The 24,614-nt window shown below is 72.8% G+C and carries 23 protein-coding genes and 1 pseudogene; 14 read left to right on the top strand and 10 right to left on the bottom strand.

Annotated elements, in window-relative coordinates:
- Positions 1 to 26: 26 nt before the first annotated feature.
- The 5 genes from ABD224_RS18240 to ABD224_RS29470 all read right to left on the bottom strand — a co-directional run bounded on the left by ABD224_RS18240 (position 27) and on the right by ABD224_RS29470 (position 4,894).
- Entirely contained in the window at positions 27 to 1,700 is a 1,674-nt protein-coding gene (locus ABD224_RS18240; protein ID WP_344051089.1) for an FAD-binding dehydrogenase, read from the bottom strand.
- Positions 1,701 to 1,731: 31 nt separating this feature from the next.
- Entirely contained in the window at positions 1,732 to 2,361 is a 630-nt protein-coding gene (locus ABD224_RS18235) for a TetR/AcrR family transcriptional regulator (protein WP_344051087.1), read from the bottom strand.
- A gap of 182 nt (positions 2,362 to 2,543) precedes the next feature.
- A complete protein-coding gene (gene fmdA, locus ABD224_RS18230; protein WP_344051085.1) occupies positions 2,544 to 3,791 on the bottom strand; it encodes a formamidase in 1,248 nt (415 codons plus the stop codon).
- 161 nt (positions 3,792 to 3,952) lie between these two features.
- Positions 3,953 to 4,603 carry an AmiS/UreI family transporter gene (locus ABD224_RS18225; RefSeq protein ID WP_344051083.1) on the bottom strand — a complete coding sequence of 217 codons (651 nt, stop codon included), beginning with the start codon at positions 4,601 to 4,603 and terminating at the stop codon, positions 3,953 to 3,955.
- Between the two features lie 57 nt (positions 4,604 to 4,660).
- A complete protein-coding gene (locus tag ABD224_RS29470; protein ID WP_425580999.1) occupies positions 4,661 to 4,894 on the bottom strand; it encodes a hypothetical protein in 234 nt (77 codons plus the stop codon).
- Here ABD224_RS29470 and ABD224_RS18215 point away from each other — a divergent pair.
- Positions 4,803 to 5,024, top strand: a complete 222-nt coding sequence (locus ABD224_RS18215; protein WP_344051078.1) for a hypothetical protein — start codon at positions 4,803 to 4,805, stop codon at positions 5,022 to 5,024. The two genes, ABD224_RS29470 and ABD224_RS18215, sit on opposite strands and share 92 nt — an antisense overlap.
- Positions 5,025 to 5,291: 267 nt before the next feature.
- Here the strand turns inward: ABD224_RS18215 and ABD224_RS18210 are convergent, their stop codons facing one another.
- Complete coding sequence (locus ABD224_RS18210; RefSeq protein ID WP_344051075.1) at positions 5,292 to 5,720, bottom strand: hypothetical protein; 429 nt, start codon at positions 5,718 to 5,720, stop codon at positions 5,292 to 5,294.
- Between the two features lie 350 nt (positions 5,721 to 6,070).
- Here ABD224_RS18210 and ABD224_RS18205 point away from each other — a divergent pair, with 350 nt between their 5' ends.
- Together ABD224_RS18205 and ABD224_RS18200 are read left to right on the top strand one after the other, a co-directional pair.
- A complete protein-coding gene (locus ABD224_RS18205; protein WP_344051073.1) occupies positions 6,071 to 6,841 on the top strand; it encodes an MBL fold metallo-hydrolase in 771 nt (256 codons plus the stop codon).
- 313 nt (positions 6,842 to 7,154) lie between these two features.
- Positions 7,155 to 7,406 (top strand): hypothetical protein, encoded by a 252-nt coding sequence (locus tag ABD224_RS18200; protein WP_344051071.1) that lies wholly within the window; start codon positions 7,155 to 7,157, stop codon positions 7,404 to 7,406.
- Between the two features lie 620 nt (positions 7,407 to 8,026).
- Here ABD224_RS18200 and ABD224_RS18195 read toward each other — a convergent pair.
- The gene (locus tag ABD224_RS18195; protein ID WP_344051068.1) at positions 8,027 to 8,929 is read right to left on the bottom strand and encodes a universal stress protein; all 903 of its coding nucleotides are present in this window, start codon (positions 8,927 to 8,929) and stop codon (positions 8,027 to 8,029) included.
- Positions 8,930 to 9,128: 199 nt separating this feature from the next.
- Between ABD224_RS18195 and ABD224_RS18190 the strand changes: the two genes are divergently transcribed.
- The 10 genes and pseudogenes from ABD224_RS18190 to ABD224_RS18145 all read left to right on the top strand — a co-directional run bounded on the left by ABD224_RS18190 (position 9,129) and on the right by ABD224_RS18145 (position 20,995).
- The gene (locus ABD224_RS18190) at positions 9,129 to 10,805 is read left to right on the top strand and encodes an NAD(P)/FAD-dependent oxidoreductase (protein ID WP_344051066.1); all 1,677 of its coding nucleotides are present in this window, start codon (positions 9,129 to 9,131) and stop codon (positions 10,803 to 10,805) included.
- The gene (locus ABD224_RS18185) at positions 10,802 to 12,319 is read left to right on the top strand and encodes an ATP-binding protein (RefSeq protein WP_344051064.1); all 1,518 of its coding nucleotides are present in this window, start codon (positions 10,802 to 10,804) and stop codon (positions 12,317 to 12,319) included. Before ABD224_RS18190 ends, ABD224_RS18185 begins: the two co-directional genes overlap by 4 nt.
- Complete coding sequence (locus tag ABD224_RS18180) at positions 12,316 to 12,666, top strand: UBP-type zinc finger domain-containing protein (RefSeq protein ID WP_344051062.1); 351 nt, start codon at positions 12,316 to 12,318, stop codon at positions 12,664 to 12,666. Before ABD224_RS18185 ends, ABD224_RS18180 begins: the two co-directional genes overlap by 4 nt.
- 254 nt (positions 12,667 to 12,920) lie before the next feature.
- Entirely contained in the window at positions 12,921 to 14,150 is a 1,230-nt protein-coding gene (locus ABD224_RS18175) for a serine hydrolase domain-containing protein (protein WP_344051060.1), read from the top strand.
- 38 nt (positions 14,151 to 14,188) lie between these two features.
- A pseudogene (locus ABD224_RS18170) lies at positions 14,189 to 14,434 on the top strand (AIM24 family protein); the annotation flags it as partial.
- A 224-nt stretch (positions 14,435 to 14,658) separates the two neighbouring features.
- A complete protein-coding gene (locus tag ABD224_RS18165) occupies positions 14,659 to 15,723 on the top strand; it encodes a tetratricopeptide repeat protein (protein ID WP_344051058.1) in 1,065 nt (354 codons plus the stop codon).
- Positions 15,720 to 16,757, top strand: coding sequence for a polyprenyl synthetase family protein (locus ABD224_RS18160; RefSeq protein ID WP_344051056.1), 1,038 nt, complete (start codon positions 15,720 to 15,722; stop codon positions 16,755 to 16,757). Before ABD224_RS18165 ends, ABD224_RS18160 begins: the two co-directional genes overlap by 4 nt.
- 248 nt (positions 16,758 to 17,005) lie before the next feature.
- On the top strand, positions 17,006 to 17,965 hold the full coding sequence (locus tag ABD224_RS18155) for a threonine/serine dehydratase family protein (protein ID WP_344051053.1): 960 nt from the start codon (positions 17,006 to 17,008) through the stop codon (positions 17,963 to 17,965).
- A gap of 440 nt (positions 17,966 to 18,405) precedes the next feature.
- Positions 18,406 to 19,983, top strand: coding sequence for a serine/threonine protein kinase (locus ABD224_RS18150; protein WP_344051132.1), 1,578 nt, complete (start codon positions 18,406 to 18,408; stop codon positions 19,981 to 19,983).
- A 40-nt stretch (positions 19,984 to 20,023) separates the two neighbouring features.
- The gene (locus tag ABD224_RS18145; RefSeq protein ID WP_344051051.1) at positions 20,024 to 20,995 is read left to right on the top strand and encodes an LLM class F420-dependent oxidoreductase; all 972 of its coding nucleotides are present in this window, start codon (positions 20,024 to 20,026) and stop codon (positions 20,993 to 20,995) included.
- Positions 20,996 to 21,007: 12 nt separating this feature from the next.
- Here ABD224_RS18145 and ABD224_RS18140 read toward each other — a convergent pair whose 3' ends face one another.
- Together ABD224_RS18140 and ABD224_RS18135 are read right to left on the bottom strand one after the other, a co-directional pair.
- Positions 21,008 to 21,991 carry an aldo/keto reductase gene (locus tag ABD224_RS18140; protein WP_344051049.1) on the bottom strand — a complete coding sequence of 328 codons (984 nt, stop codon included), beginning with the start codon at positions 21,989 to 21,991 and terminating at the stop codon, positions 21,008 to 21,010.
- 4 nt (positions 21,992 to 21,995) lie between these two features.
- On the bottom strand, positions 21,996 to 22,718 hold the full coding sequence (locus ABD224_RS18135) for a ribonuclease H family protein (protein ID WP_344051047.1): 723 nt from the start codon (positions 22,716 to 22,718) through the stop codon (positions 21,996 to 21,998).
- A 147-nt stretch (positions 22,719 to 22,865) separates the two neighbouring features.
- Here ABD224_RS18135 and ABD224_RS18130 point away from each other — a divergent pair, with 147 nt between their 5' ends.
- The gene (locus ABD224_RS18130) at positions 22,866 to 23,873 is read left to right on the top strand and encodes a zinc-binding alcohol dehydrogenase family protein (protein ID WP_344051130.1); all 1,008 of its coding nucleotides are present in this window, start codon (positions 22,866 to 22,868) and stop codon (positions 23,871 to 23,873) included.
- A 62-nt stretch (positions 23,874 to 23,935) separates the two neighbouring features.
- Here the strand turns inward: ABD224_RS18130 and ABD224_RS18125 are convergent, their stop codons facing one another.
- A complete protein-coding gene (locus ABD224_RS18125) occupies positions 23,936 to 24,418 on the bottom strand; it encodes a VOC family protein (RefSeq protein WP_344051045.1) in 483 nt (160 codons plus the stop codon).
- Positions 24,419 to 24,614 lie beyond the last annotated feature (196 nt).

The following is a 24,614-nucleotide window of genomic DNA, read 5'->3' as shown; positions in this document are numbered from 1 at the left end:
CGGGGAGACGGGCCGCCCCGCCCCGGTCAGGCGGTCTGCCGTGCCGCGTGCCGTCCCGCCGCGCGCCCGGAGAACAGGCAGCCGCCGAGGAAGGTGCCCTCCAGGGCGTTGTAGCCGTGCACGCCCCCGCCGCCGAACCCGGCGGCCTCACCGGCCGCGTACAGGCCGTCGATCACCTGCCCGTCGGCGCCGAGCGCGCGTGAGTCGAGGTCGGTCTGGATGCCGCCGAGGGTCTTGCGGGTCAGAATGTGCAGCTTGACACCGATCAGGGGGCCGGCCTCCGGGTCCAGGATGCGGTGCGGGGCGGCGACCCGGCCGAGGCGGTCGCCCAGGTAACGGCGGGCGTTGCGGATGCCCTGGATCTGCGCGTCCTTGCTGAAGGGGTTGGCCAGTTGCAGGTCGCGGGCCTCTATCTGGCGTCTGACCTCGGCCGCGTCCAGAAGCGGCCGGTCGGTCAGACCGTTCATCTTCTCGACGAGCCGCTCGAGGGTGTCGGCGATCACGAAGTCCGCGCCGTGCCGCAGAAAGTCCCGCACGGGTCCGGGCGCGCCCTTGCCGAGCAGCCGGTCGCGCAGCACCGCCCTGCGGTCCTTGGCGGTGATGTCGGGGTTCTGCTCGGAGCCCGACAGGGCGAACTCCTTCTCGACGATCTTCCGGGTCAGTATGAACCAGGAGTGGTCGTGCTCGACGAGGTCGTCGGTGGTCCGCAGATATCGGAGGGTGCTCAGCGTGTCGTAGCCGGGCAGGCAGGGGTCGGGCAGCCGGCGGCCGAGCGCGTCGAGCCAGACCGAGGACGGGCCGGCCAGGATGCGGATGCCGTGGCCGGGCCAGACGGGGTTCCAGTTCCGCACGCCCTCGGTGTAGTGCCACATGCGGTCGCGGTTGACGAGGCGGACGCCCGCCTTCGCGCTGATGTCGAGCATCCGCCCGTCGACGTAGGCCGGGACGCCGGTGACCATCGTCGAGGGGGGCGTGCCGAGTCTCGCGGGCCAGTGGCGGCGGACGGTGTCCTGGTTGGCGCCGATGCCGCCGGTGGCGATGACCACGGCCTGGGCGGTGAGTTCGAAGGTGCCGGTCTCCTCCCGGTTGGAGGCGACTCCGCGCGGTGCGTCGTCAGGGGCCAGGAGCGTGCCGCGCACCCCGCGTGCCGCGCCGTTCTCGATGACGAGTTCGTCCACCCGGTGCCGGTGGTGGAAGGTGAGCAGCCCGTCGCGGGCGGCCTGCTCGGCGTAGCGGACGAAGGGCTCCACGACGCCCGTGCCGGTGCCCCAGGCGATGTGGAAGCGCGGTACGGAGTTGCCGTGGCCGTCGGCGCGCAGATCACCGCGCTCGGCCCAGCCGATCGTGGGCAGCAGCGTGATGCCGTGGCTCTGGAGCCATGACCGCTTCTCCCCCGCCGCGAACTCCACATAGGCGCGTGCCCAGCGCACCGCCCAGGAGTCCTCGTCCTCCAGCCGGTCGAACCGGGCGCTGCCCCGCCAGTCGTTCCAGGCCAGGTCGAAGGAGTCCTTGATGCCCAGTCTGCGCTGCTCCGGGGAGTCGACGAGGAACAGCCCGCCGAAGGACCAGTACGCCTGCCCTCCGAGGTTGGCGGCGTTCTCCTGGTCGACGAGCGCGACCCGGCGGCCCCGGCTGGTCAGCTCGTGTGCGGCGACCAGGCCGGCGAGGCCGGCTCCGACGACGATGACGTCCGCGTCCATGGCGACCGTTCCCCTCTCGGTTTCCTCGTGATCACGGTGCGGTGGTGCCGCCGCCGTCGGTGAGCAGCGCGGTGAGCAACTGCCTCAGCCAGGCACGGGCGCCCTCGACGTCCTTGTCCAGCAGCAGTTGGGTGGTGACTCCGTCGTAGGCGGCGACGACCGCGCGGGCGGCGCTGTCGGGGTCGCCGAGGACGGCGGGCGGGGCGGTGCGGTCGCAGGCGCGGGCGAGCCGGCCGGCGATGGCGCCGCGCAGCCGTGCCCGGTGTTCCAGCAGGGTCTGCGCCACGTCCGGGCGGCGGGCGGCGTACACCAGGAAGTCCGTCTTGACCAGGAGCCAGTCCAGGTCGAGCAGCAGCACCTCGGTGACCCGGTCGACGGCGGCGGGCACGTCGAGGCCGGGGCCGTCCGGGGCGAGCGCCCCGGCCACCTGGTCGGCGATCAGCTCGGCCCGCTGCCGGTACAGGGCGAAGAACAGTTCGTCCAGGGTGGTGAAGTTGGAGTAGAAGGCGCCTCTGCTGTAGCCGGCCGCCTCGCAGACCTCCTCGATCGACACCCGGCCGAACCCCTTGGCGGCGAAGACCGCGAACGCGGCGTCGAGCAGCCTGGCCCGCGTGCGCAGCCGACGGCTGGTGACACGCGGCTGTGCGCCCTCGACCGCCATGCCGGACCTCCGTTCGATACGCGAATGTATCCGATGCACCGGTGCATCGAAAGGCCGGCGACAGCGGCGGTCGTGGCTTTGCGGGGCTGTCGTCGCTGTCGTCGCTGTCGTGCAAGGAGCCTGTCGTCGAGCCGCCGCCCGCCGGGTGGTCTCCGGCGGGCGGCGGCTCGGCGACAGGTTCGTCAGGAGGTCACCGCGCACTGCCCGCGGTCCACGGCCTTCGGCCCCTCCGCGGTGGGACGGACGTCGAAGTCGAAGATTCCGGTCGGCAGGTACAGGGAGCAGCAGGCGTTGGGGATGTCGACGATCCCGCTGATGCGTCCCTCGATGGGTGCCGCGCCGAGCAGCAGGTAGGCCTGCTCCCCGGTGTAGCCGAACCTCTTCAGGTACTCGACGGCGTTGAGGCAGGCGCGGCGGTAGGCGACCGTCGCGTCCAGGTAGTAGTTGGTCTCGGTGTCGTGGTCCACGGAGATCCCGATGAAGGAGATGAACTCCGAGTACCGCGGCTCGACGTTGCCCGGCATGAAGACGGGGTTGGTGGTGATGGCGTACTTCTCCATGCCTCCCTTGATCAGGTCGACGTGGAAGTCGATGTAGCCGCCCATCTCGATGGCGCCGCAGAAGGTGATCTCCCCGTCTCCCTGGCTGAAGTGCAGGTCGCCGCCCGACAGCTTGGCGTCCTTGACGTAGACGGGGTAGAAGACACGTGCTCCGCGGGTGAAGTTCTTGATGTCGTGGTTGCCTCCGTTCTCCCGTGCGGGAACGGTGCGCGCGCCTTCCCGGGCGATGCGCTCGGCGTCCGAGCCGGTCGCCTTGCCCGCGAGGGCCTGCTCGGGGCTGGGTACGAGCCCCAGGGGCGGGACCCGGTCGGGATCGGTGTCGACCAGTGCCTGCTCACGCCTGTTCCACCGCTCCAGCATCTCCTGGGACGGGGCGGTGCCGAAGAGGCCGGGGTGCGTGATGCCGGTGAAGCGGACACCGGGAAGGTGCCGGGAGGTCGCCACCTGCCCGTGGAAGTCCCATATCGCCTTGTAGGCGTCCGGGAAGTAGTCCGTCAGGAAACCTCCTCCGTTGGCCTTGGCGAAGACACCGGTGTATCCCCAGCCCTGCCCCGGTGCGTCCCCTGTCTGCTGGGGCACCGGTCCCAGGTCGAGAATGTCCACGACGAGCAGGTCGCCCGGCTCGGCGCCCTCGACGCCTATCGGTCCGCTGAGCATGTGGCAGCGCATCAGGTCGACGTCGCGGATGTCGTTCGCGGAGTCGTTGTTGCCGATTTGCGCGTCGGTCCAGTCGCGGCATTCGACGCGGAACTCGTCCCCCGGGCGGACCATGGCGGCAACGGGAACGTCAGGATGCCACCTGTTGTGTCCCGGCACGTCCTGGTCGCGCATCGGCCGGGACTGATCGATGCTGAATACGGTTTTGGGCATGTCAGCTCCTCGTGTGCTGCGGTCGGCGGGACGCGGCGTCCTCGACCCGGATGCTTCTCATGACGCCTCTGTCGTCTCGGCAACCACCTCCCAGACCGCGTTCCGGGGGCGAAGAGGCCGGATGGTCACTGGCCGGACGGGAGCCGGCGACCGGCGGGCCGTCAGCCGGTGTGACCGGCCGCGTAGCCCGCGTCGTACTCCTCCGTGCGCCTCCGGGGCCCCTTCGGCCGGAACGTGAACCACAGTCCCCCGAAGGCCAGCACGGCGAACGCGCCCAGGGCGATCGCCGTCGCCTGGGCGTTCTCCGGGACCCAGTAACCGCTCAGCAGCAGGAACGCCGGAATGACACCGGTCACCCAGCCCTCGATCGCCGTCACCCAGCCGGTGTAGGTCGTCAGCGACTCGCGCTTCAGCCCCAGCAGGAGGAAGAAGAGGAACCACAGGAACGACCAGTAGAGCCAGATCACTCCGAACGGCTGGTCACCGATCAGCCGGAAGCTGGCGTACGAATACCCCAGGGCGACGATGGACACGAACAGCGAGTAATAACCCACTCCTGTCGTATCCAGCCCCATGAGCAGTCCGATTCCGACATACAAGTAGGTGAAACCGAAGAGGAACAGGCCCGAAGCCAGCAGGATGAGCCTGGGATTCTGGTTCGCGCTGATGATGAGATAGGTGGGTGTCACCACTTGGAGCGCACCCACGAAAAGGTTGAATATGGCGGCCGAACGGGCGTCGACCTTTCCCAGCAGCATCAGCCCGTTGAGGAACAGCACCGCGCCCACGAAGAGAAGCCCGACATTGGCCAAGGGGACACACCTCCCCGGAGGGATTCGTCTGCTCGCCGGCAGCGCGGCTCCCGTCCCTCAGGGACGGGGAAGCCGGGCGATCGCCGGATGGACTGCCTCGGGCGCGGCCGTCCTGGGAGGTACCCGGGTGACCACCTCGGGCGCTTCCCGGGACTTCTCCTCCTGCTCACGCAGGGCCGCGAGGACAGGCGACGTGGACATGAGCGTCAAGGAGGAGTACATGCGCCGTGCCGTTGCCGAGCACTGCGGGCAGCTCGTCTGTGCCGGCGCCGTGCCGATCGGCAGCTTCACATCGAACGCTCCGCAGCGACTGCACGAATACTCGTACGTAGCCATAGGACATCTCCGCCCCGGCGCGTCTTCGGCCCGCGCGGATGCGCGGCTGAAACAAGCCGATGGGAGTCGGGAACTCCACGCCTGATTCCAGGCAACCCCGCGGGGAGCGCCCTGTCAAGGCGAGTTGAAGGGGCGCCCCGGGCGCCGCCCCGCACCGCGCAAAACGGTTCCGCCCCGCACCGCGCAAAACAGGGCTTCCCGGCACCGGCACCGCCCTGGCACGGCGACCGCGAATTCACTCGCCGTCACGCCCGCCGAATACCCCGGCCGAAAACATCACGACCGCATTCCGGAAAGGAACGGACACCATCGGTGCACGGCTTCTGCACGGGTGCCGTGCCCGCCGCGGACGTCAGGGCGCGCCGGCGATCGCGCACGCACGGCACGGGGGCCGGCCGCAGGTGCACTGCAGGATGCCGTCCAGCACGCCCTGGTCGTGGTAGAGGCACTTGTCCTGGCAGGTGTGACGGGGCACGAAGCCCGCCTGGAGCTCGTCCGGCCAGGGCTCCTCGCCCTCCCGGCAGCGAACGAACCGCTCGGGGTCCTCCGCGTGCAGCCGCTGTATGCGCTCCTGGGCCTCGCCCTCCAGATCACGCGTTGCCGCGACGACGTCCTTGAGCCGGTCCGCGAGACCGGAGAACCGGGCGTCGCCCGTGCGCACATGGGCAGCGTTCAGCGCCATGACGGCATTGCCCAGAAACCGCCGGGCGTCCTGAAGGTCGGTGACGTGGTGCAGTTGGATGCCGGTCACGCCTCGGACCCACACAGCGTCTTCGCTCACTTGTCCACCTTCCGGCTCGAGTTGCCCTTCGACGACGCGGCGCCGGAGAGCACCGCGTCTTCCTCATGCGCCTCGAAATGGCTGTCCGGACGGCGGCTGCCCGTCGGGTCACCGCTTGACCGGCTGCTGCTGCGCAACCGTCCGCCGCACCGCGGAAACCGGCTGTGAGGATCACATGCTTCCAAAGAGGTTAAAACTTGCATTAACCAGCAATCCAGCCTCACCCCAGTGAAGTCACTCACAAGCGACGCGGCCCCGGGCCCGGCAACGCACACGTCGCCCCCGTCGGAGGCCACAGTGGGAGCACACCTGCGGATCCCCGCCGTCGTACGCGGGGAGGGAGAAGACTGATGCGCGTGAACGTCCAGCACATCGCCGACGGCACCTACCTGGTGCACGGCAGCAACACCAACTGGGTGATCCTGACCGAGGGGGACGCGGCCACACTGATCGACACCGGCTACCCGGGCGACCGGCACCAGCTGCTCGGCTCCCTGGCCGCGGTGGGCAGTTCGCCCGAGGCCGTGGCAGCCGTACTGATCACCCACGCACACAACGACCACCTCGGCTCGGCCGAGTACCTGCGCGCCGTCCACGGCACCCCGGTGTATCTGCACGAGGCCGAAGTGCCGCACGCCCGGCGGGAGTTCCTGCACCAGGTCAGCGTCGGGCGGGTGCTGCGCAACGGCTGGCGGCCGGGCGTGCTGCCCTGGGCGGTGCACGCGCTCCGCGTCGGCGGTACCGCGCACATCCCGGTCGCCGCGCCCCAGCCGTTCCCGGCGGCGGGCCCGCTGGACCTGCCCGGGCGGCCCGTGCCCGTGCACACCCCCGGCCACACACGGGGCCACACCGTCTTCCATCTCCCGGACACCGGCGTGGTGATCTCCGGCGACGCCCTGGTCAGCGGCCACCCCACCTCGCGCATCCGGGGCCCGCAGCTGCTGCCCGACATGTTCCACCACGAACGCGCCCAGGCGCTGGCCTCCCTGGCCGTGCTCGAGCAGCTGGACGCGGACGTCATGCTGCCCGGGCACGGCCCCGCGCACCACGGCCCGGTGCGGCAGGCCGCGCAGCGAGCCCGGGAACACGCGAGCCGGAGGGCACGCAGAAGATCCTCTTGATTCCTCCGCGGCTCTCCTCCGGGGCTCCTGCCCCGGCCCCGCGGACCGGCGCCGCCCCGGGGGCGCACCTTTCAGCAGCCGGCCGCCCACCGGCTCCCGCACGCGCCGACAGCGCCCCCGGGCCCGCTCCGGGGGCGTCGTCGTTTCCGGCCGTGCCCACCTGGGACCCCTGGTCCCACCGGCGCCCTTTGTGGCACTCCCCGCCTCCACCGCCTCGAGGGCCTCACGGGCCGCGGCCGGTTCGCGTTCTTGCCGCCCCCGGGTGCTGCCCGCCACCTTCGAACCACGACCAGCACCGCACGAGGGGGATCAGTTGGCCGCACCGCCCGCACCCGCACCCAAGCCGTACTCCCTCTGGACCGGCCGCGTCCTTCTCTGGTGGGCGCGCATCCTTCAGCGCACGGTCGCCGGCCAGGACCGCCGCAGGGCCCATGTCGCCCGCCGCAACGCCGCCATGCGCGCCGCCCACGCCCGCGGCATCGACCGCGACACCATCACCCGCGAGATCGGCCTGAGCGGGGAACAGGTCCGCAAGGCACTCCGCGAACAGCCGACCACCGAGTAGACCGCCGCCCGAAGGCGCACACCGCTTCAGGGCCGATCGCCGTCCGAGGCGCCCGCGACGGCTCCTCCACCCGATCGACCGCGCCACCTGGATGCCGGCCCGGCAAAGTCACCCGACGGCAGGTCTCCGACGCGGCCGGTCCTCCCCTCGGCGCCCGGTCCGTACGGCCGGACCCCGCCGTGTCCGCGGGCCCGGTGCGGGCGCGCTCTACGCCGCGGTCCCATGGCCGGCCTCGCCCGGATCCCCCAACGGCAGGGTCAGCCCGTCATCCTCCCCCGACCGACGCTCCGGGATCATCTCGTCCAGCTCCCAGTACTCCCGGCAATCCACGCACCGGTACACCGAGACCCCCGGCCCGGGCACACCCGACCGGCCGTGCGGGCAGCGTCCGTCTCCACGGCCCGCGCACTCCAGCTCCCCGATACGCCCCATACGCCGACCGTGCCCAACCCCACGACGACCGGGAGAGGGCCCACAGGGGCGCACGGACGCTCACGACCGGCATGACGCCCCACCCACAGCACATGCCCCACTCCTCAACCGGACGCGGTGCATGGCACGTTGCAAAAGCCGGCCATGGCCGTGCACAAGCACCGGGCGGCCCGTGGCGCCGTGGTGGCTCAGGTGTGCGGGACGACGGCCACCGGGCAGCCGGCGTGGTGCAGCATCGCGTACGCGACGGAGCCGATCCGCGCGCCCACCGCCGTACGGTGGGCGCGCCGGCCCACGACCATCAGCTGGGGCCGGTTAGACGCCGTCAGCAGCACCTCGCCGGCGCTGCCCATCTCCACGTGCTCGACGACCGGGACGTCCGGGAAACGCTCCCGCCACGGCTGGAGCGCCGCGGCCAGTGCCTTGCGCTCGTACGGCTCCAGCCCGCCGGCCTCGTCGAGCAGCTTGAGCGAGCCGGGGCTGTAGGCGAACACCGGTGGCAGCGTCCAGGCCCGTACCGCGCGGACGGTAGCGCCGCGGGCGGCGGCGGCCTCGAACGCGAACCGCAGGGCGCCGGCGCTGTCCTCCGGGCCGCCGTGCTGGCCGACGACGATCTCCCGGCCCGCGGCCTCGGCCGAGGCCCCTCCCTGCTCAAAGGACCCGGAGGAGGGATCGTCCTCGGCGCGCACCAGGACGACGGGCCGTACGGCCCGGGTGATCACCTGCTGTCCGACGGAGCCGAGCAGGAACCCGACCAGGGCGCCGCGGCCGCGTGAGCCGAGCACCAGCATCTCCGACTCCGCCGCGGCGGCGAGCAGCGCGTCCACGGCGCCGTCCTCCACGACGTCGGTGGTCACCGTCAGGCCCGGGTGGCGTTCGGTGACCGTCCGGGCGGCCTCGGCGAGGCCGTCGCGCACCTCCTGCCGCCGGGTCTCCCGGTCGCCCACGTCGAACGCGTCGCGCGCCTCGAGGTGCCAGGCGCGCACCAGGCGCAGCGGCAGCCCGCGGCGCTCGGCCTCCCGTGCCGCCCATGCCAGCGCGGCGAGGCTCTCCTCCGACCCGTCCACCCCTGCCGTGATCGGCCGCGTCATTCCCTCTGCCTCCTGTGCGGTGAGCCGTTCTCGGTCCAGTCTCCCCCACCGGGTGATCACAAAGGCGGCCGGGCGGGCAGCCGGCCCTCGCACGTCCGGGCACAACGGGACGAACCCCCGTACGATGGGCGAAAGCCGGCACGGTGACGGCGCAGGCGCGCCGGGCCGTCGATCCGACCACCACGCGGGGTGGCAGCACATGACCCAAGCCGCGGAGCCGACGCGGACCGTCATCATGACCGTGGACGACGACCCCGGGGTCTCCCGTGCCGTCGCCCGGGATCTCAGGCGGCGCTACGGCGCCTCGTACCGGATCGTGCGCGCGGAGTCCGGCGAGTCCGCGCTGGACGCGCTGCGCGAGCTGAAGCTGCGCGGTGACCTGGTCGCCGTCATCCTGGCCGACTACCGCATGCCGCGGATGAACGGCATCGAGTTCCTCGAGCAGGCCCTGGACGTGTACCCGGACGCGCGGCGGGTGCTGCTGACCGCGTACGCGGACACCAACGCGGCAATCGACGCGATCAACGTCGTCGATCTGGACCACTACCTCCTCAAGCCCTGGGACCCGCCCGAGGAGAAGCTCTACCCGGTCCTGGACGATCTGCTGCAGGCCTGGCGGTGCAGCGACCACCGGCCGGTGCCCAGCACGAAGGTGGTCGGGCACCGCTGGTCCGCGCGGTCGTCCTGGACACGGGAGTTCCTGGCCCGCAACCAGGTGCCCTACCGCTGGTACTCCTGCGACGAGCCCGAGGGCAGGCGGCTGCTGGCCGCCGCCGGGCAGGACGGGCAGCGGCTGCCGCTGGTGATCACCCCGGACGGCACGCCCCTGCTGGAGCCGGAGGCGTCCGAGCTCGCGGCCCATGTGGGGCTGGCGACGACCCCGGCGGCCGGCTTCTACGACCTCGTGGTGGTCGGCGGCGGCCCGGCCGGGCTCGGCGCGGCCGTGTACGGGGCCTCGGAGGGGCTGCGGACGGTGCTCGTGGAGCGCTCGGCGACCGGCGGGCAGGCCGGGCAGAGCTCCCGGATCGAGAACTACCTGGGCTTCCCGGACGGTGTCTCCGGCGACCAGCTGACCGGCCGGGCCCGCCGGCAGGCGGCGAAGTTCGGTGCCGAGATCCTCACCGCGCGCGAGGTGACGGGACTGGACGTGAGCGGCGCGGCACGGATCGTACGGTTCTCGGACGGCTCGGCGGTCGCCGCGCACAGCGTGATCCTGGCGACCGGCGTGTCCTACCGGCAGCTGCCCGCGGCCGGCGCGCGGGATCTGACCGGCCGCGGGGTGTTCTACGGCTCGGCGCTCACCGAGGCGCCCTCCTGCCAGGGGCAGGACATCTACATCGTGGGCGGCGCCAACTCGGCGGGGCAGGCGGCGATGTACCTGGCCCGGGGCGCCAAGTCGGTGACCCTGCTGGTGCGCGGCCCGTCGCTGGCGGCGTCGATGTCGTCCTACCTGATCCAGCAGGTCGAGGAGGCGTCCAACATCGCGGTGCGCACCCGGACCGTGGTGGAGGCCGTGCACGGCTCCGACCACCTGGAGCGGCTGACCCTGCGCGACACGGCGAGCGGGCGGAGCGAACTCGTCGACACCCAGTGGGTGTTCGTGTTCATCGGCGCCGCCCCGCTGACCGACTGGCTGGACGGCACGGTGCTGCGGGACGAGCGCGGATTCATCCTGGCCGGGCCCGATCTCACGCCCGACGGACGGCCGCCCGCCGGCTGGGAGCTGGACCGGCCGCCGTACCACCTGGAGACCAATGTGCCCGGCGTGTTCGTCGCGGGCGACGCGCGGGCGGAGTCCGCCAAGCGGGTCGCGTCCGCCGTAGGAGAGGGAGCCATGGCCGTGATGCTCGTCCACCGGTACCTGGAGCAGTCGTGAGCGGCCGGCCGATGCCGTGCAGCACCGAGGAGATCGGCTCGCTGTTCCTGTTCGAGAAGCTGTCGGACGCACAGCTGGAGCGGCTGTGCCGCGAGGGGAGGGTGGAGCGGTTCGACCCCGGCCCCGTCTACGCCGAGGGTGAGCCAGCCAGCTGTTTCTATGTGCTGCTCCAGGGCACGGTGGTGCTCTCCCGCCGGGTCGGCGGCGACGACGTGGAGGTCGTGCGGTCCTCGCAGCCCGGCGTGTACGCGGGCGCCATGCAGGCGTACCTCGGGGACCGGATGCCCCAGGTCTACAACAACTCGATGCGCGTCACCGAGCCGACACGGTTCTTCGTGCTGTCCGCCGGGACCTTCGCGGACGTCATGCACGAGTGGTTCCCCATGGCGGTGCACCTGCTGGAGGGGCTGTTCTTCGGGTCGAGGAACGCCCAGGCGACCGTCGGGCAGCGCGAGCGGCTGCTGGCGCTGGGCTCGCTGTCCGCCGGGCTCACCCATGAGCTCAACAACCCCGCGGCGGCGGCCGTCCGGGCCACCGCGACGCTGCGGGAACGAGTGGCCAAGATGCGGCGCAAGCTCGCCCTCATCGCCGAAGGCCCCTTCTCCCGCGACCAGTTGGCAAGCCTCGTCGACATCCAGCAGCGCACCGCCGAGCGGGTCGCCAAGGCCCCGGTGCTCACCCCGCTGGAGGCGGCCGACCGCGAGGACGTCCTCACCGACTGGCTCGAGGACCACGGCGTCGAGCAGGGCTGGCAGCTCGCACCGACCTTTGTGCAGGCCGGGCTCGACGTGGACTGGCTGGAGCAGGTCACGGCGGTCGTCGGGGAGGACATCCTGCCGGGGGCCGTGGGCTGGCTCACCTACACGGTGGAGACCGAGCTGCTCATGGACGAGATCGCGGACTCCACCACGCGCGTGTCCCGTCTGGTGGACGCCGCCAAGCAGTACTCCCAGCTGGACCGCGCCCCCTACCAGGTCGCCGACGTCCACGAACTCCTCGACAGCACCCTGCTGATGCTGTCGGGCAAGACCGGGCCGCGGATCAGGGTCGTCAAGGAGTACGACCGTACGCTGCCGCGCATCCCCGCCTATCCGGCCGAGCTGAACCAGGTGTGGACCAACCTGATCGACAACGCGGTCGGCGCGATGGAGGAAGCGGGCGGTGACGGCACCCTGACCGTGCGCACCGCGCTCCACGACGACCGGCTCCTGGTCGAGTTCCGCGACACCGGCCCCGGCGTTCCCCCGGAGATCCGCGACCGCATCTTCGAGCCGTTCTTCACCACCAAGCCGGTCGGCCGGGGCACCGGTCTCGGGCTGGACATCTCCCGGCGGATCGTCGTCAACAAGCACCACGGCAGCCTCGAGGTGGAGTCGGTGCCGGGCGACACCCGCTTCCGGGTGCTGCTGCCCCTGACCGCCGCCGGCCCCGACGACGCCGCTCTCGCCCCCGCCGCGCCCGACGGCCCGCCGCTCGCGTCCGAGGACCGTACGACCTCCCGGGAGAGGACATGACCAGTGACACCGGAATCGACCCCCGCGTCCCGCCCAGCGGCACCGGCTGCGTCGAGTGCGACGCCGCCGGCGGCTGGTGGTTCCATCTGCGGCGGTGCGCCCAGTGCGGCCACATCGGCTGCTGCGACGACTCCCTCGGCAAGCACGCCACCGCCCACCACCGGGCCACCGGTCATCCGGTGATCCGCAGTTACGAGCCCGGTGAGAGCTGGTTCTGGAACTACGACACGAACGAGTTGTACGTGACCGGTCCCGAGCTCGCGCCGCCGGTGAGCCACCCGGTGGACCAGCCGGCGCCCGGCCCGGCGGGCCGGGTCCCCGCGAACTGGGCGACCATGCTGCGCTGAGCCGTCCCGCCCGCCCTCGAGCCGGAGTGCCGGCGGCGACGGCGCCGACCGCGCCCCGGACCCGTCTGGATTGTCATATGCATGACATCCATGTCCAGGGTGTCCCTCCTCCCCTCCCCCTCAGTGGTGATCGGCGAGCGGCCGACTGTGTGTCGCCGCAGGAGATCTGACGCCACGGGAGATGCTTGCCCCGCCCGAACACGGTCGGTCCCGCCCAGGGATCACCGCGCGGACGGAGACGGGAGAGGGAACACATGGCCTCACGGGTGGGGTGCCGGAGCGCGGTGCTCGGTTCGCTGGCGCTGGCCCTGCTCGCGGGACCGGCACACGCGGTGGACGGCGGGCCGGACGCCGGGGCCTCCGCCGCCGTCCTTCCCGCGCCGGACCTGACGGCGCTCGGCGGCCGGCTGCGCACGGCGCTCACCCAGGGCGCGCCGGGCGCGATGGCGCGGATCGACGACCGCCGCCCCGACGACCACACCACGGTCCACCAGGCCATGGCGGGGGTCGCCGACCGCGGGACGAAGGAGGCGATGAACACCACGGGCCGGTTCCGCATCGGCAGCGTCACCAAGACCTTCTCCGCGGTCGTGCTGCTGCAGCTGGCGGCCGAGGGCCGGGTGCGGCTCGACAACCCGGTCGACCACTATCTGCCGGGGCTGCTGCCGGACGGCCGGATCACGGTACGGCACCTGCTCAACCACAGCAGCGGGCTGTACGACTACACCCACGACATGTTCGCCCGGACGGTGCCCGGTTTCGAGGCCGTCCGCACCAGGGTGTTCACCTACCGGCAGCTGCTCGACCTGTCGCTGCGGCACCCGCTCACCCAGGTGCCCGGTGCCGGCCACACCTACTCCAACACCAACTTCGTGGTGGTCGGCCTGCTCATCGAGCATCTGACGGGCCGTCCGGTGCGGGCCGAGTACGAGGACCGGATCATCCGGCCGCTGAAGCTGAACGACACCTTCTACGTCCACCCCGACACCAGGATCCCCGGCCGGCATGTGCGCGGTTACCTCACCCCGGACGAGGCGGGGGCCTCGCTGGTGGACGCCACCGAGCAGACGGCGTCCTGGGCGCAGAGCGCGGGCGCGCTCATCTCCAGCGCCCGCGATCTGAACACCTTCCTCTCGGCGCTGCTGGGCGGACGGCTGCTGCCCGCCGCCCAGCTGACGCAGATGCGGCAGTGGATCCCGGCGGGCACCGGCCAGGCGTACGGGCTCGGGCTGCGCCGCCGCGACCTGTCGTGCGGGGTGTCGGTGTACGGGCACACAGGCGCCGTGCAGGGCTACTACACCTACGCGTTCACCAGCGCGGACGGCAGGCGCAGCCTCACCGCGCTCGCCAACGCCTCCAACAACGGCGAGGTCCACCGGACCATGCTGCGCACGCTGGAGCCGGCGTTCTGCGGCAAGCAGGCCAAGGCGTCCGGTGCGGCTGGGCTCCCGGACCGGGCCGAGGACGCCGAACCGGCCCGGTGATTCCGGTGCAAGCGGCGCCTTCGGGCCAGGATGCCCGCATGAAGGGTGATCTTTTCTCCGGTGAGCACATGGTGCGTTCCTCGACCGCGCCGGGCATGCCGGTCGAGAACGCCACGTGCCTCAAGTACACGGTGGACGGCGAGATGTCCGCCCGTCAGGGCTCGACGGCGGCCTTCCGCGGCGATCTGCGGTTCGAACGCAAGGGCCAGGACGTGGGCGGCATGCTCAAGCGTGCGCTCACCGGGGAGGGGCTGTCGCCGATGGCGGTGCGCGGACGGGGCGAGGGGTGCGTCGTCATCCGGCCGAGCGAGGCAAAGACGCACAACCCTCAGCAAAATTAAGGAAGTTGAGCTCTCGAAAGGTGATCCGCGTCGCACAGGCAACCCCCGCCGTGGGTGCTCACGTCTTGATCGGTGACAGCCGACCGCCCCGGTCCCTGTGGTGGCCGGGGATGGTCCCCGATTCGTTATACACGCCATGTATACACATGGTGTATAGAAAGGCGCACATGTACGGCAAGGCATTCGCCCCGGAGTATCAGGGCGCCCTCACCTCCCTGTCCGTGAACTCCTCGCTGACCGAGGTCCTGGCCGCCGGCAAGGAGCAGCTGGCAGCCGCCGAGCGGGCCGGGAGGCCGGCTGAGGCGGCCCGCTCCGGGCTGGCGGTCGCGGAGGCGTACCGGCGGCTCGGCCGGGTCCGGGAGGCGGACCTGGCCTGGAAGGCCAGCTACCGGGCAGCCCGGGAGGCCGGGGACACGGCCGCGATGGCCTGGGCCCTGTGGAGCGGCGGCACGCTGGCCCGGCAGCGCGGGGCGTTCGCCCTGGCCTGGCGGCTGCTCTCCCTCGCGGCGGAACTCGGCGAGCGCGGCGGGGACGTCGTCGTACGCGGCTACTCGCTGGCCGGGCTCGCGGAGACCGGCCGTATCCAGGGCGACTACGAGGCCGTCGGCCGGCTGCACGAGCAGCTGCTCGCCGAGGCGCGGCGGCGCGGCGAGGCACGGCACACGGTGTGGGCACTGGAGGGCATCGCGCAGATGCACCGCAACACCGGGTCGTACGACACCGCGTACGCGATGTTCGAGGAGGCGGCCGGGATAGCCGCGCGTGCCGACGACCGGCGCGGCCACGCCTGGGCGCTGCGGGGACTCGCCGACGTGGTGTCCGTCCGCGACGGCGACACCGAGCGGGCGCTCGCGCTGCTCGGCGAGGCGGAGGAGACCTGCCGTGCGATGAACCTGGCCTCCGCGCTGGCGTACAACCACAAGATGCGCGGCAACGTCCTCTACCGCGCGGGGCGTTACGACGAGGCGCGCGAGTGGTACCAGCGGGCTCTGGCGGAGTTCCGCGCCATCGCCGAACCGCGCGGCGAGGCGCTGTCCCGTCTGGGTCTGGCCAAGTCCCTGGCCCGTCTGGGCCGCGACCGCGCGGAGACGGCGGCCGAACTGGCCGATCTGGCCCGCACGACGGCCCGTATCGGCCTGCGGCACGCGGAGGAGATGGTGCGCCGGGCGCAGGAGGAGTTCGGCCTCACCCAGACCCCTCAGGCCCCGGTGGTCCAGGAGGCCGTGCGATGACGGCGGTGTCCTCGGCGGGGCCGGCTGCGGTGAGTGTGCCCGACGTACTGGAGCGCTGCCGGGAGCTGGTGCGGCCCGCGCTCACGGAGGCGGTCGGACGGCTGCACCCGTGGGTCGGGGAGATGGCCGGGTACGCGTTCGGCTGGTGCGAGGTCGGCGGGGCTCCGGTGGCCGCGTCGGGCGGAAAGGGCCTGCGGCAGGCGCTGGCGGTGCTCGGGGCGGAGGCGGCCGGGGCCGACGGGCGGGACGGGGCGGCCGCGGCGGTCGCCGTGGAGCTGGTGCACACCTTCTCCCTGCTGCACGACGACATCATGGACGGCGACGGGATGCGGCGCGGCAGGCCAGCGGTGTGGAAGGCGTACGGCACCGGTCCGGCCGTCCTGGCCGGTGACGCCCTGTTCGCGCTGGCCGTCGAGACGCTCGCCGCCGCTCCCGGCGGCGCGGGGACGCTGCGCCGGCTGTCCGCGGCCCTGTCCGACCTGCTGCACGGGCAGGCCGACGACCTGCTGTTCGCCGCACGGCCCTGGACGGGGCCCGAGCGGGTGCGGCCGGAGGCGTACCGGGTGATGGCGGAGCGGAAGACGGGCGCGTTGCTGGGCTGCGCCGCCGCGCTCGGCGCCCTCCTCGGCGGGGCGCCCCCGGCGACGGCCGACGCGCTGGACCGGGCCGGACGGCATCTCGGGGTCGCCTTCCAGATCGTGGACGACATCCTGGGGCTGTGGGGCGATCCCGCCGTGACGGGCAAGCCCGTCCACGCGGACCTGCGGGAGCGCAAGAAGACGTTCCCGGTCCTGGCCGCCCTGGACACCACGGGCCCGGCGGCCCGGCGTCTGGCCGCACGCCTGGCGTCGGACGCGGACCCCGCCGAGACCGCGGCCCTGATCGAGGCGGCGGGCGGCCGCACCGCGGCCCTGGCCGAGGCCCACCGCCACCTCGACGCCGCCGGGGCGGCCCTGTCCGAGGTCCCCCTGCGGGCGACGGCCGCGGCCGCACTGCACGCCCTGCCGGCCTTCCTCCTCGAGCGCACCCGGTGACCCTGTTCCCGGAAGGACCGGACACGGGTCGCGCGTGCCCGGCCGCACACCGGCGCCGTCCCCGGCGTCCCGGACCGCGCCGCCGGGACCGGACGGAACGGAACCGGACGGGGACGGAAACGGGCGGGGACGGAAACGGACGGGACGCGACCGGAACGGACGGGAAACGTGTTGACCCGTGCCGCTCCGCCGGGTGAGGGTCTACGCGGCGCGGAGCGTCGTGCGACGCGCCGGAAGGGTGAACTGTCTTGATCGGCATCTCGGAGATCGAAGCCGCGGGCGAGCGGATCGGCGCGCACATCGTGCGGACGCCCACCGTGCCGAGTCCCGGCCTGTCGGCGCTGCTCGGTGTCCCCGTGACCGCGAAGCTGGAGTTGCTGCAGCGGACCGGGTCCTTCAAGGCGCGGGGAGCGACGGCGAAGCTGCTGTCGCTCAGCGAGGCGGAGCGGGACGCGGGAGTGGTCGCGGTCAGCGGCGGGAACCACGGAATCGCACTCGCGGTGATGGCCGCCGCCCTCCAGGTGAAGGCCACCGTGGTCATGCCGCGCTCCGCGCCCGCGCGGTCCGTCGCGATCGCGGAGGAGAGCGGGGCCACGGTACGGCTGACCGACGGCATGGACGAGGCGTTCGCCACGGCGGAAAGGCTGCGGGACGAGGGCCTCACCCTGGTCCACCCCTTCGACGACCCCGTGGTGATCGCCGGGCAGGGCACCGTCGGCCTGGAGCTGGCCCAGGACGCCGGTGACCTCACCGACGTGCTCGTCAGCATCGGAGGCGGCGGACTGATCGCGGGCGTCGCCGCGGCCCTGCGCGCACTGCGGCCCGGTGTGCGGGTCTGGGGCGTGGAGACCGAGGGCGCCCAGGCCATGTCCGAGGCGCTGGCGGCCGGCGGTCCGGTGCCCGTGGCCCTGTCCTCGATCGTGACCACGCTCAGCGCGCCGGCCGTGTCCCGGCTGACGTACGACCATGTCTCCGCCCTGGTCGAAGAGGTGCTCGTGGTGCCCGACCGCGAGGCCGTGCGCGGCTGCCTCGACCTCGCCGAGCACGCCAAGGTGTGGGCCGAACCCGCCGCGGGCTGTCTGCTGCCGGCCGCACGGCGCGTACGGGAGCGGGTCGGCCCGGACGTCCGGCTCGGGCTGGTGGTGTGCGGAGGCAATGCGACGCCCGCCGACATCATGTCCTGGGCGGACCGGTTCGGGCTGCGCTGAATGCGCACCGCGCTGAAACGGCGCACACCGGACCCGCTCGAAAAGCATCGGCGGACCGCATACGGCCGCCGTATGAATTTACCGGCGGTTACCGCAGGTCGGCGCCCGCGCATTCGCCCGGAGGATCACTCCGCGGAAAAGCGCGGGCGCCCCTCGTGACAAGAGGAACAGAATTTCCCGCCCCGTATGCGGTCCCGTCCGTCCCCCGCCCGAGCAGCACCTCGGCGCACCTCCGGCCGCGTCCGGCGCCCCGGACGGCACCGGGCGCGGCATCCGGACGGATTGCGTCGCGCACGCACCCGGCAGCCCGCCGAACAGCGGCGGAAACGGCCGCGGAAACGGCCTCCGGACCACGATCCTTTTGAACGCACCCGGTGCTCTCCGTCGTATCCCTCGGAAAAGGCGAAAGGCGAGAGCCGGTGTTCTCAGCTCAGCGAAGGATGGCCATGGTCCAGGGGCATGTGTCCGCACACGGGTCGGTCGCCGGACGGTACCGGCTCCTCGAGGTCCTCCACCGCGAGACGAACCACATCTGCTGGTACGGCGAGGACAGCGAGACGGAGTGCCCCCGTCTGCTGACGCAGACCGGGCTCCCGGAGGGCACCGGCCAGGACGACGCCCGGCGCATCACCGCCCGCGTCCTGCGGATGTCCGAGACCATGGGGCTGCTGCGGCCGGGCCGGGTCGCCACGGTGGTCGACGCCGTGGTGGAGGCGGGGACGCTGTGGACGGTCGCCGAGTGGGTCGACGGCGTCCCCCTGGGCGAACTCCTCGCGCGGGAAGGGGCGTTCACCCCTGTACGGGCGGCCCGCATCGGACTGGACCTGCTCGATGTGCTGGAGGCCGCGCACGCCGAGGGCATCACGCACGGCGAACTCGGCCCCGGCCAGGTCTTCGTACGGGACGGGGACGAGGTCGTGGTGACCGGCTTCGGCCTGGTGGGCGCGACCCTCGTGCCCCGGCTCACCGCACCGTCGTACGCCTCCCCGGAGCAGGCCCGCGACGAGCGGATCGGACCGGCGGCCGACCTGTGGGCGCTCGGCGCACTGCTCTACACGATGACCGAGGGGCACACGCCGTTCCGCGACCGGGGCCGGCCCAAGGTCACGCTGCAGGACGTGGTCCGGCTGCCGATGCGCCCGCCCCTGCGGACCGGGCCGCTCGAGCGGGTCGTGGAGGGCCTGCTGCGCAAGAACTACCGGGACCGCCTGACCCGCCCGGCGGTGCGGGAGGCACTCACCCGGGTCGTGGACGAGGACCCCGGCACAGTCGCGCCCGCGGCTCCCCGGCCCCGCCTGCGCGGAATGGGCGCGGCGGTCCGGGCCCGGAGCAGACGGACCATGGTCCTGGGCACCGCGCTGGCTGTCGCCACCGTCACGGCCGCCGCACTGGCCGCCGCCCTCCTGCTGCCCGGCACCGGCGGTCCGGGCTCCGTCGCCGCCCCCGGCACCGCCGAGCCGTCCTTCTCCGCCACCGGCTCCAAAGGCCGGACCGGGCGGAGCACCCCGCCGCCGGCCGGCGCCTCCCCGTCGGCCACGGCGACCGGCCTGCCGGCCGGCTTCCGCCCCTTCAGCGCGCCGGAGGGCTTCTCCCTCGCGCTGCCCGAGGGATGGCGCCGGGTGAGCACCACCCGCGCCCCCCACCAGGCGTACCGGGTGGTCTTCGGCGCGGACGGGGACGCACGCACCCTCGCCGTCACCTACAGCACCCAGGCAGGCCCGGACCCGGTCGTGATCTGGCGGGACGAGGTCGAGCCCGCGCTGGAGGAGCGGCAGACGGCGTACCGGCGGATCGGCGCCATCCGCGCGACGACGTACCAGGGACGCAAGGCGGCCGACATGGAGTGGCTGTCCGGCACCGGGGACGAGCGGGTGCGCACCTTCGGCCGCGGCTTCCTCCTCGGCGGCGGACGCAGCTTCTCGCTGCGCTGGACGACCCCCGCCGACGACTTCACCTCGCCGGTGAACAGGCAGGCGCTGAAGGTCTTCCTCCGGACCTTCCGGCCGGCCCCGGCCTGATCCCCGTTTCCGGGGCACCGTCCCCGGGGACTCGGCGCCCATGGTGCGGTTCGGATACACGATGCTGACCGAGCAGGCCGGGCCCCGGGAGCTGGTCGGCCATGTGGTGCGGGCCGAGGGGGCCGGCTTCGACTTCTCGGTGGCCTCCGACCACTACTTCCCCTGGCTGCGCTCGCAGGGGCACGCGCCGTACGTCTGGAGCGTCCTCGGGGCCGCCGCCCAGGCGACCTCGCGCATTCCGCTGATGACGTACGTGACCTGCCCGACCTTCCGCTACCACCCGGCGGTCGTGGCGCAGAAGGCGGCGACGCTGCACCTGCTGTCGCAGGGCAGGTTCCGGCTGGGCCTGGGCTCCGGCGAGAACCTCAACGAGCATGTCGTGGGCGGCGGCTGGCCGTCCGTCGACGTGCGCCACGAACGGCTGGAGGAGGCCGTCGAGATCATCCGGGAGCTGTTCCGGGGCGGTCATGTCACCCGGCACGGCACACACTTCACCGTGGAGTCGGCCCGGCTGTGGGACCTGCCGGACCAGCCGCCGCCCATCGGCATCGCCGTCTCCGGCGAGCAGTCCTGTGCCCTCGCCGGCCGCCTCGCCGATCTGGTGATCGCCACCGAGCCCAAGGCGGGGCTGCTGGAGGCCTTCGACCGGCACGGCGGCGAGGGCAAGCCGCGCGTGGGCCAGCTTCCGGTCTGCCACGACCCCGACCGCGAGGCGGCGGTGGAGCGGGCCCACGCGCAGTTCCGCTGGTTCGGCAGCGGCTGGAAGGTGAACTCCGAACTGCCTCACCCGGACGCGTTCGAGGGGGCCACGCAGTTCGTCACCCCCGACGACGTGGCCGACGCGATTCCGTGCGGCGACGACCCGGAGGTCTTCGTGGAGGCCGTACGTCCCTACGCCGAGGCCGGGTTCACGGAGATCGCGCTGGTGCAGATCGGCGGCGCGTCGCAGGAGCCGTTCCTCGACTGGTCGGCGAGGACACTGCTGCCCGCGCTGCGCGAGGCCTTCGCCTAGGGATGCCGGTGTCTACCAGCGGGGCTCCACCTGGTCCTTGATCCGGCGCTCGTACAGGTCCCGGATCGCCGCGAGGGTCTCCTCGCCCAGGGGCGGCAGCTGCGCGGCGGCGGCGTTCGCGCGGGCCTGCTCCGGTGAGCGGGCCCCCGGGATGACGGTGGTGACACCGGGCTGCTGGATGATCCAGCGCAGCGCGAGCTGGGCCGGGGTGAAGCCCTCGGGAGCGAGCGCGGCGAACTCGGCGGCGGCCTCCACGCCCGTGAGGTAGTCGACGCCGGAGAAGGTCTCGCCCTGGTCGAAGGCCTCGCCGTGCCGGTTGAAGGTGCGGTGGTCGTTGGCCGGGAAGACCGTGTCCTTGGTGTACCTGCCGGACAGCAGCCCGGAGGCCAGCGGGACCCGGGCGATGATGCCGACGCCCGCCTCCCGCGCGGCGGGCAGCACCTCGCGCAGCGGCTTCATGCGGAACGGGTTGAGGATGATCTGCACACTGGCCACGTTCGGCCGGGCGATCGCCGTCAGCGCCTCGGCACAGGTCTCCACGCTCACGCCGTAGGCGGCGATCCGCCCCTCCTCGACCAGGGTGTCGAGGGCGTCGAACACCTCGTCGCTGGAGTACACGGGCGTCGGCGGGCAGTGCAGCTGCACCAGGTCGATGCGGTCGACGCCGAGGTTGCGCCGGGAACGGTCGTTCCAGGCGCGGAAGTTGTCCAGGACGTAGTTCTGCGGGATCTGCTCGACGCGGCGGCCCATCTTGGTGGCGACCAGCACGTGCAGGTCCGGCCGGGACCTGAGGAAGTCCCCGATGATCGACTCGCTGCGCCCGTCGCCGTAGACGTCGGCGGTGTCGAAGAAGGTCACCCCCGACTCGGCGGCCGCCTCCAGGACGGCGAGGGCTTCCTTGTCGTCCACGTCGCCCCAGTCGGCGCCCAGCTGCCAGGTGCCGAGCCCGACCACCGACGCGTGCTGGTGCGACCTGCGGAATGCGCGTTCCTCCATGGCGTCAGTCTGCCACCCGCCCCGCCGGCTGCCCGGTGGCGGCCGTACGGCACTCCGGGTGCCCCCAGCCCTGGTCGTTTCTGGCGATGGGCTCACCGGCCGCGTAGGAACGGCCGCACACGCAGCGGCCGGGGAACTTCGCCTTGATCGTGCGGGACGACGCTCCGCCGCGCTGCCGGGCCGTCCTGGTGCCGGCGCGGCGGCGCGGGGAGGCCGGGGCGACGGGCGAGGGCGGCGGCTCGGGCGAGCCGAGGGCGCTGCCCGCCGCCTGCTGCGCGGAGGCCGCCTGGCTGGCGGCACGGTCGGCGAAGTCGTTGAGCGGGTCCCCGTCGACCTGGTGGGCGGGGACGTAGCGGAAGTCGACCGAGCGGCCCTGGAGGAGTGCGTCGATCCGCACCACCAGCTCCTGGTTGGCGACCGGCTTGCCGGCGGCCGTCCGCCAGCCGTTGCGTTTCCAGGCGGGCAGCCAGGTGGTCACGGCCTTCATCGCGTACTGCGAGTCCATCCGCACCTCGAGCGGCACATCCGGGTCGGTCGCCGTCAGCAGCCGCTCCAGCGCCGTGAGTTCGGCGACGTTGTTGGTCGCCCTGCCGAGCGCTCCCGCCTCCCAGCAAACCGGGGCCCCGGTGTCGTCCGAGACGACCCATGCCCAGCCCGCCGGACCCGGGTTTCCTTTCGACGCCCCGTCGCAGGCGGCCACCACACGTTCACGCATGGGCTCGATCATGCCACGCTCCGGCGGAGGGGTCCCTCCGAAAGCGGCCGCGCGCCGAACGGGCCCGTTTGTTCCACACTGGGTTCCGCACCGGATTCCACACCGGGGCGGTCGGGGGCGGTCGTCGGCAGGACGGGGTGCGAGATGGCGAAGAGCACGATGCGGGCGTGGGCGGTGACCGGGCCGCGGCCGGTGGAGGAGGAACCGCTGCGGCTGGTGGAGAAGCCGGTGCCCGTGCCGGGGGACGACGAGCTGCTGGTGCGGGTGCGCGCGTGCGGGGTGTGCCGCACCGACCTGCACGTCGCCGAGGGCGACCTGCCGGTGCACCGGCCCGGCGTCACCCCGGGCCACGAGGTCGTGGGCGTGGTGGCGGACCGGGGGCGGGCGGTGAGCGGCTTCGAGCCCGGAGACCGGGTGGGCGTGGCCTGGCTGCGCCGTACCGACGGCACCTGCGCCTACTGCGTGCGTGGTGCGGAGAACCTCTGCCCGGCCTCCCGCTACACCGGCTGGGACGCCGACGGCGGCTACGCCGAGTACACCACCGTTCCGGCCGACTTCGCCTACCGGCTGCCCGGCGGGGTCGACGACGTGGCGCTCGCCCCGCTGCTGTGCGCGGGCATCATCGGCTACCGGGCGCTGCGCCGGGCCTCGCTGCCGCCGGGCGGGCGGCTCGGCCTGTACGGCTTCGGGGGCAGCGCGCATCTGTGCGCCCAGGTGGCGCTCGCCCAGGGGGCCACCGTGCATGTCATGACCCGCGGGGAGGCTGCGCGGCGGCTCGCGCTGGAGCTGGGCGCCGCCTCGGCCCAGGACGCGTACGCGTCGCCGCCCGAGCCGCTGGACAGCGCGATCCTGTTCGCCCCGGTGGGCGACCTGGTCCCGGTGGCCCTGCGGGCCCTCGACCGCGGCGGTGTCCTGTCCGTCGCCGGGATCCATCTGAGCGACACGCCGCCGCTGCACTACGAGAGCGAGCTGTTCTACGAGAAGGAGCTGCGCAGCGTCACCTCGAACACCCGGGAGGACGGCCGGGAGTTCCTCGCCCTGGCCGCCCGGCACGGCGTGCGCGCCACCACGCACACCTATCCGCTGTCCGAGGCCCCGCGGGCCCTGCGGGACCTGAAGGCCGGCCGCTTCGACGGGGCGGCGGTACTGGTGAACGACCTGTCCTGAGCCGAGGGCCCGCGGGGCCGGTCCACTCCCCCGCACGGGTGGACCGGCCCCGCGGCCCGCCGTCACTCGCCGGCGTACGCCTTCTCCAGCGCGGCGATGTCGAACTTGCTCATGGCGTACATCGCCCGTGTGACACGGACCGTCTTCTGCGTGTCGGGGTCGGAGAGCATCTCGAGGAGCCTGTCCGGGACGACCTGCCAGGAGACGCCGTACTTGTCCCTGAGCCAGCCGCAGGGGCCGGGCTCGCCGCCGTCCTCGGTGAGCCTGGCCCAGTAGCGGTCGACCTCCTCCTGGTCCGCGCAGTGGATCTGGAAGGAGACCGCCTCGTTGAACGTGAAGTCGGGGCCGCCGTTGAGCGCGACGAACTTCTGGCCGTTCGCCACGAAGTCGACGGTGAGCACCGAACCGGGGACCCCCGGGCCGGCCTCGTTGCAGCAGGTGACCCGTCCGATGCGGGAGTCCGGGAAGACCGAGACGTAGTAGCGGGCGGCCTCCTCGGCCTGGCCGTCGAACCAGAGACAGGTGGTGAATCCTCGGGCGGTCATGGGTTCCTCCTGCACGGGTGATGCGGACATGGATACCGACTCGTCCGCACGACGGAACTCATCGGTGCGCCCGCGAAAAAGTCCGGGGATGCGGCGGCCGGGACGTACGGGCGTTCCTTCCGGCTGACGTATGCCGGCCTGACGTACGGGCGTTCTCCCGGCCGGTGTCCGGGGAGGCGGCCGGTGTCCGGGGAGG

The organism is Streptomyces thermoalcalitolerans (assembly GCF_039525155.1).
Taxonomy (GTDB): domain Bacteria; phylum Actinomycetota; class Actinomycetes; order Streptomycetales; family Streptomycetaceae; genus Streptomyces; species Streptomyces thermovulgaris.
Note: the sequence above shows the minus strand (reverse complement) of the source record. Positions and strands in the feature narration are given on the sequence as shown.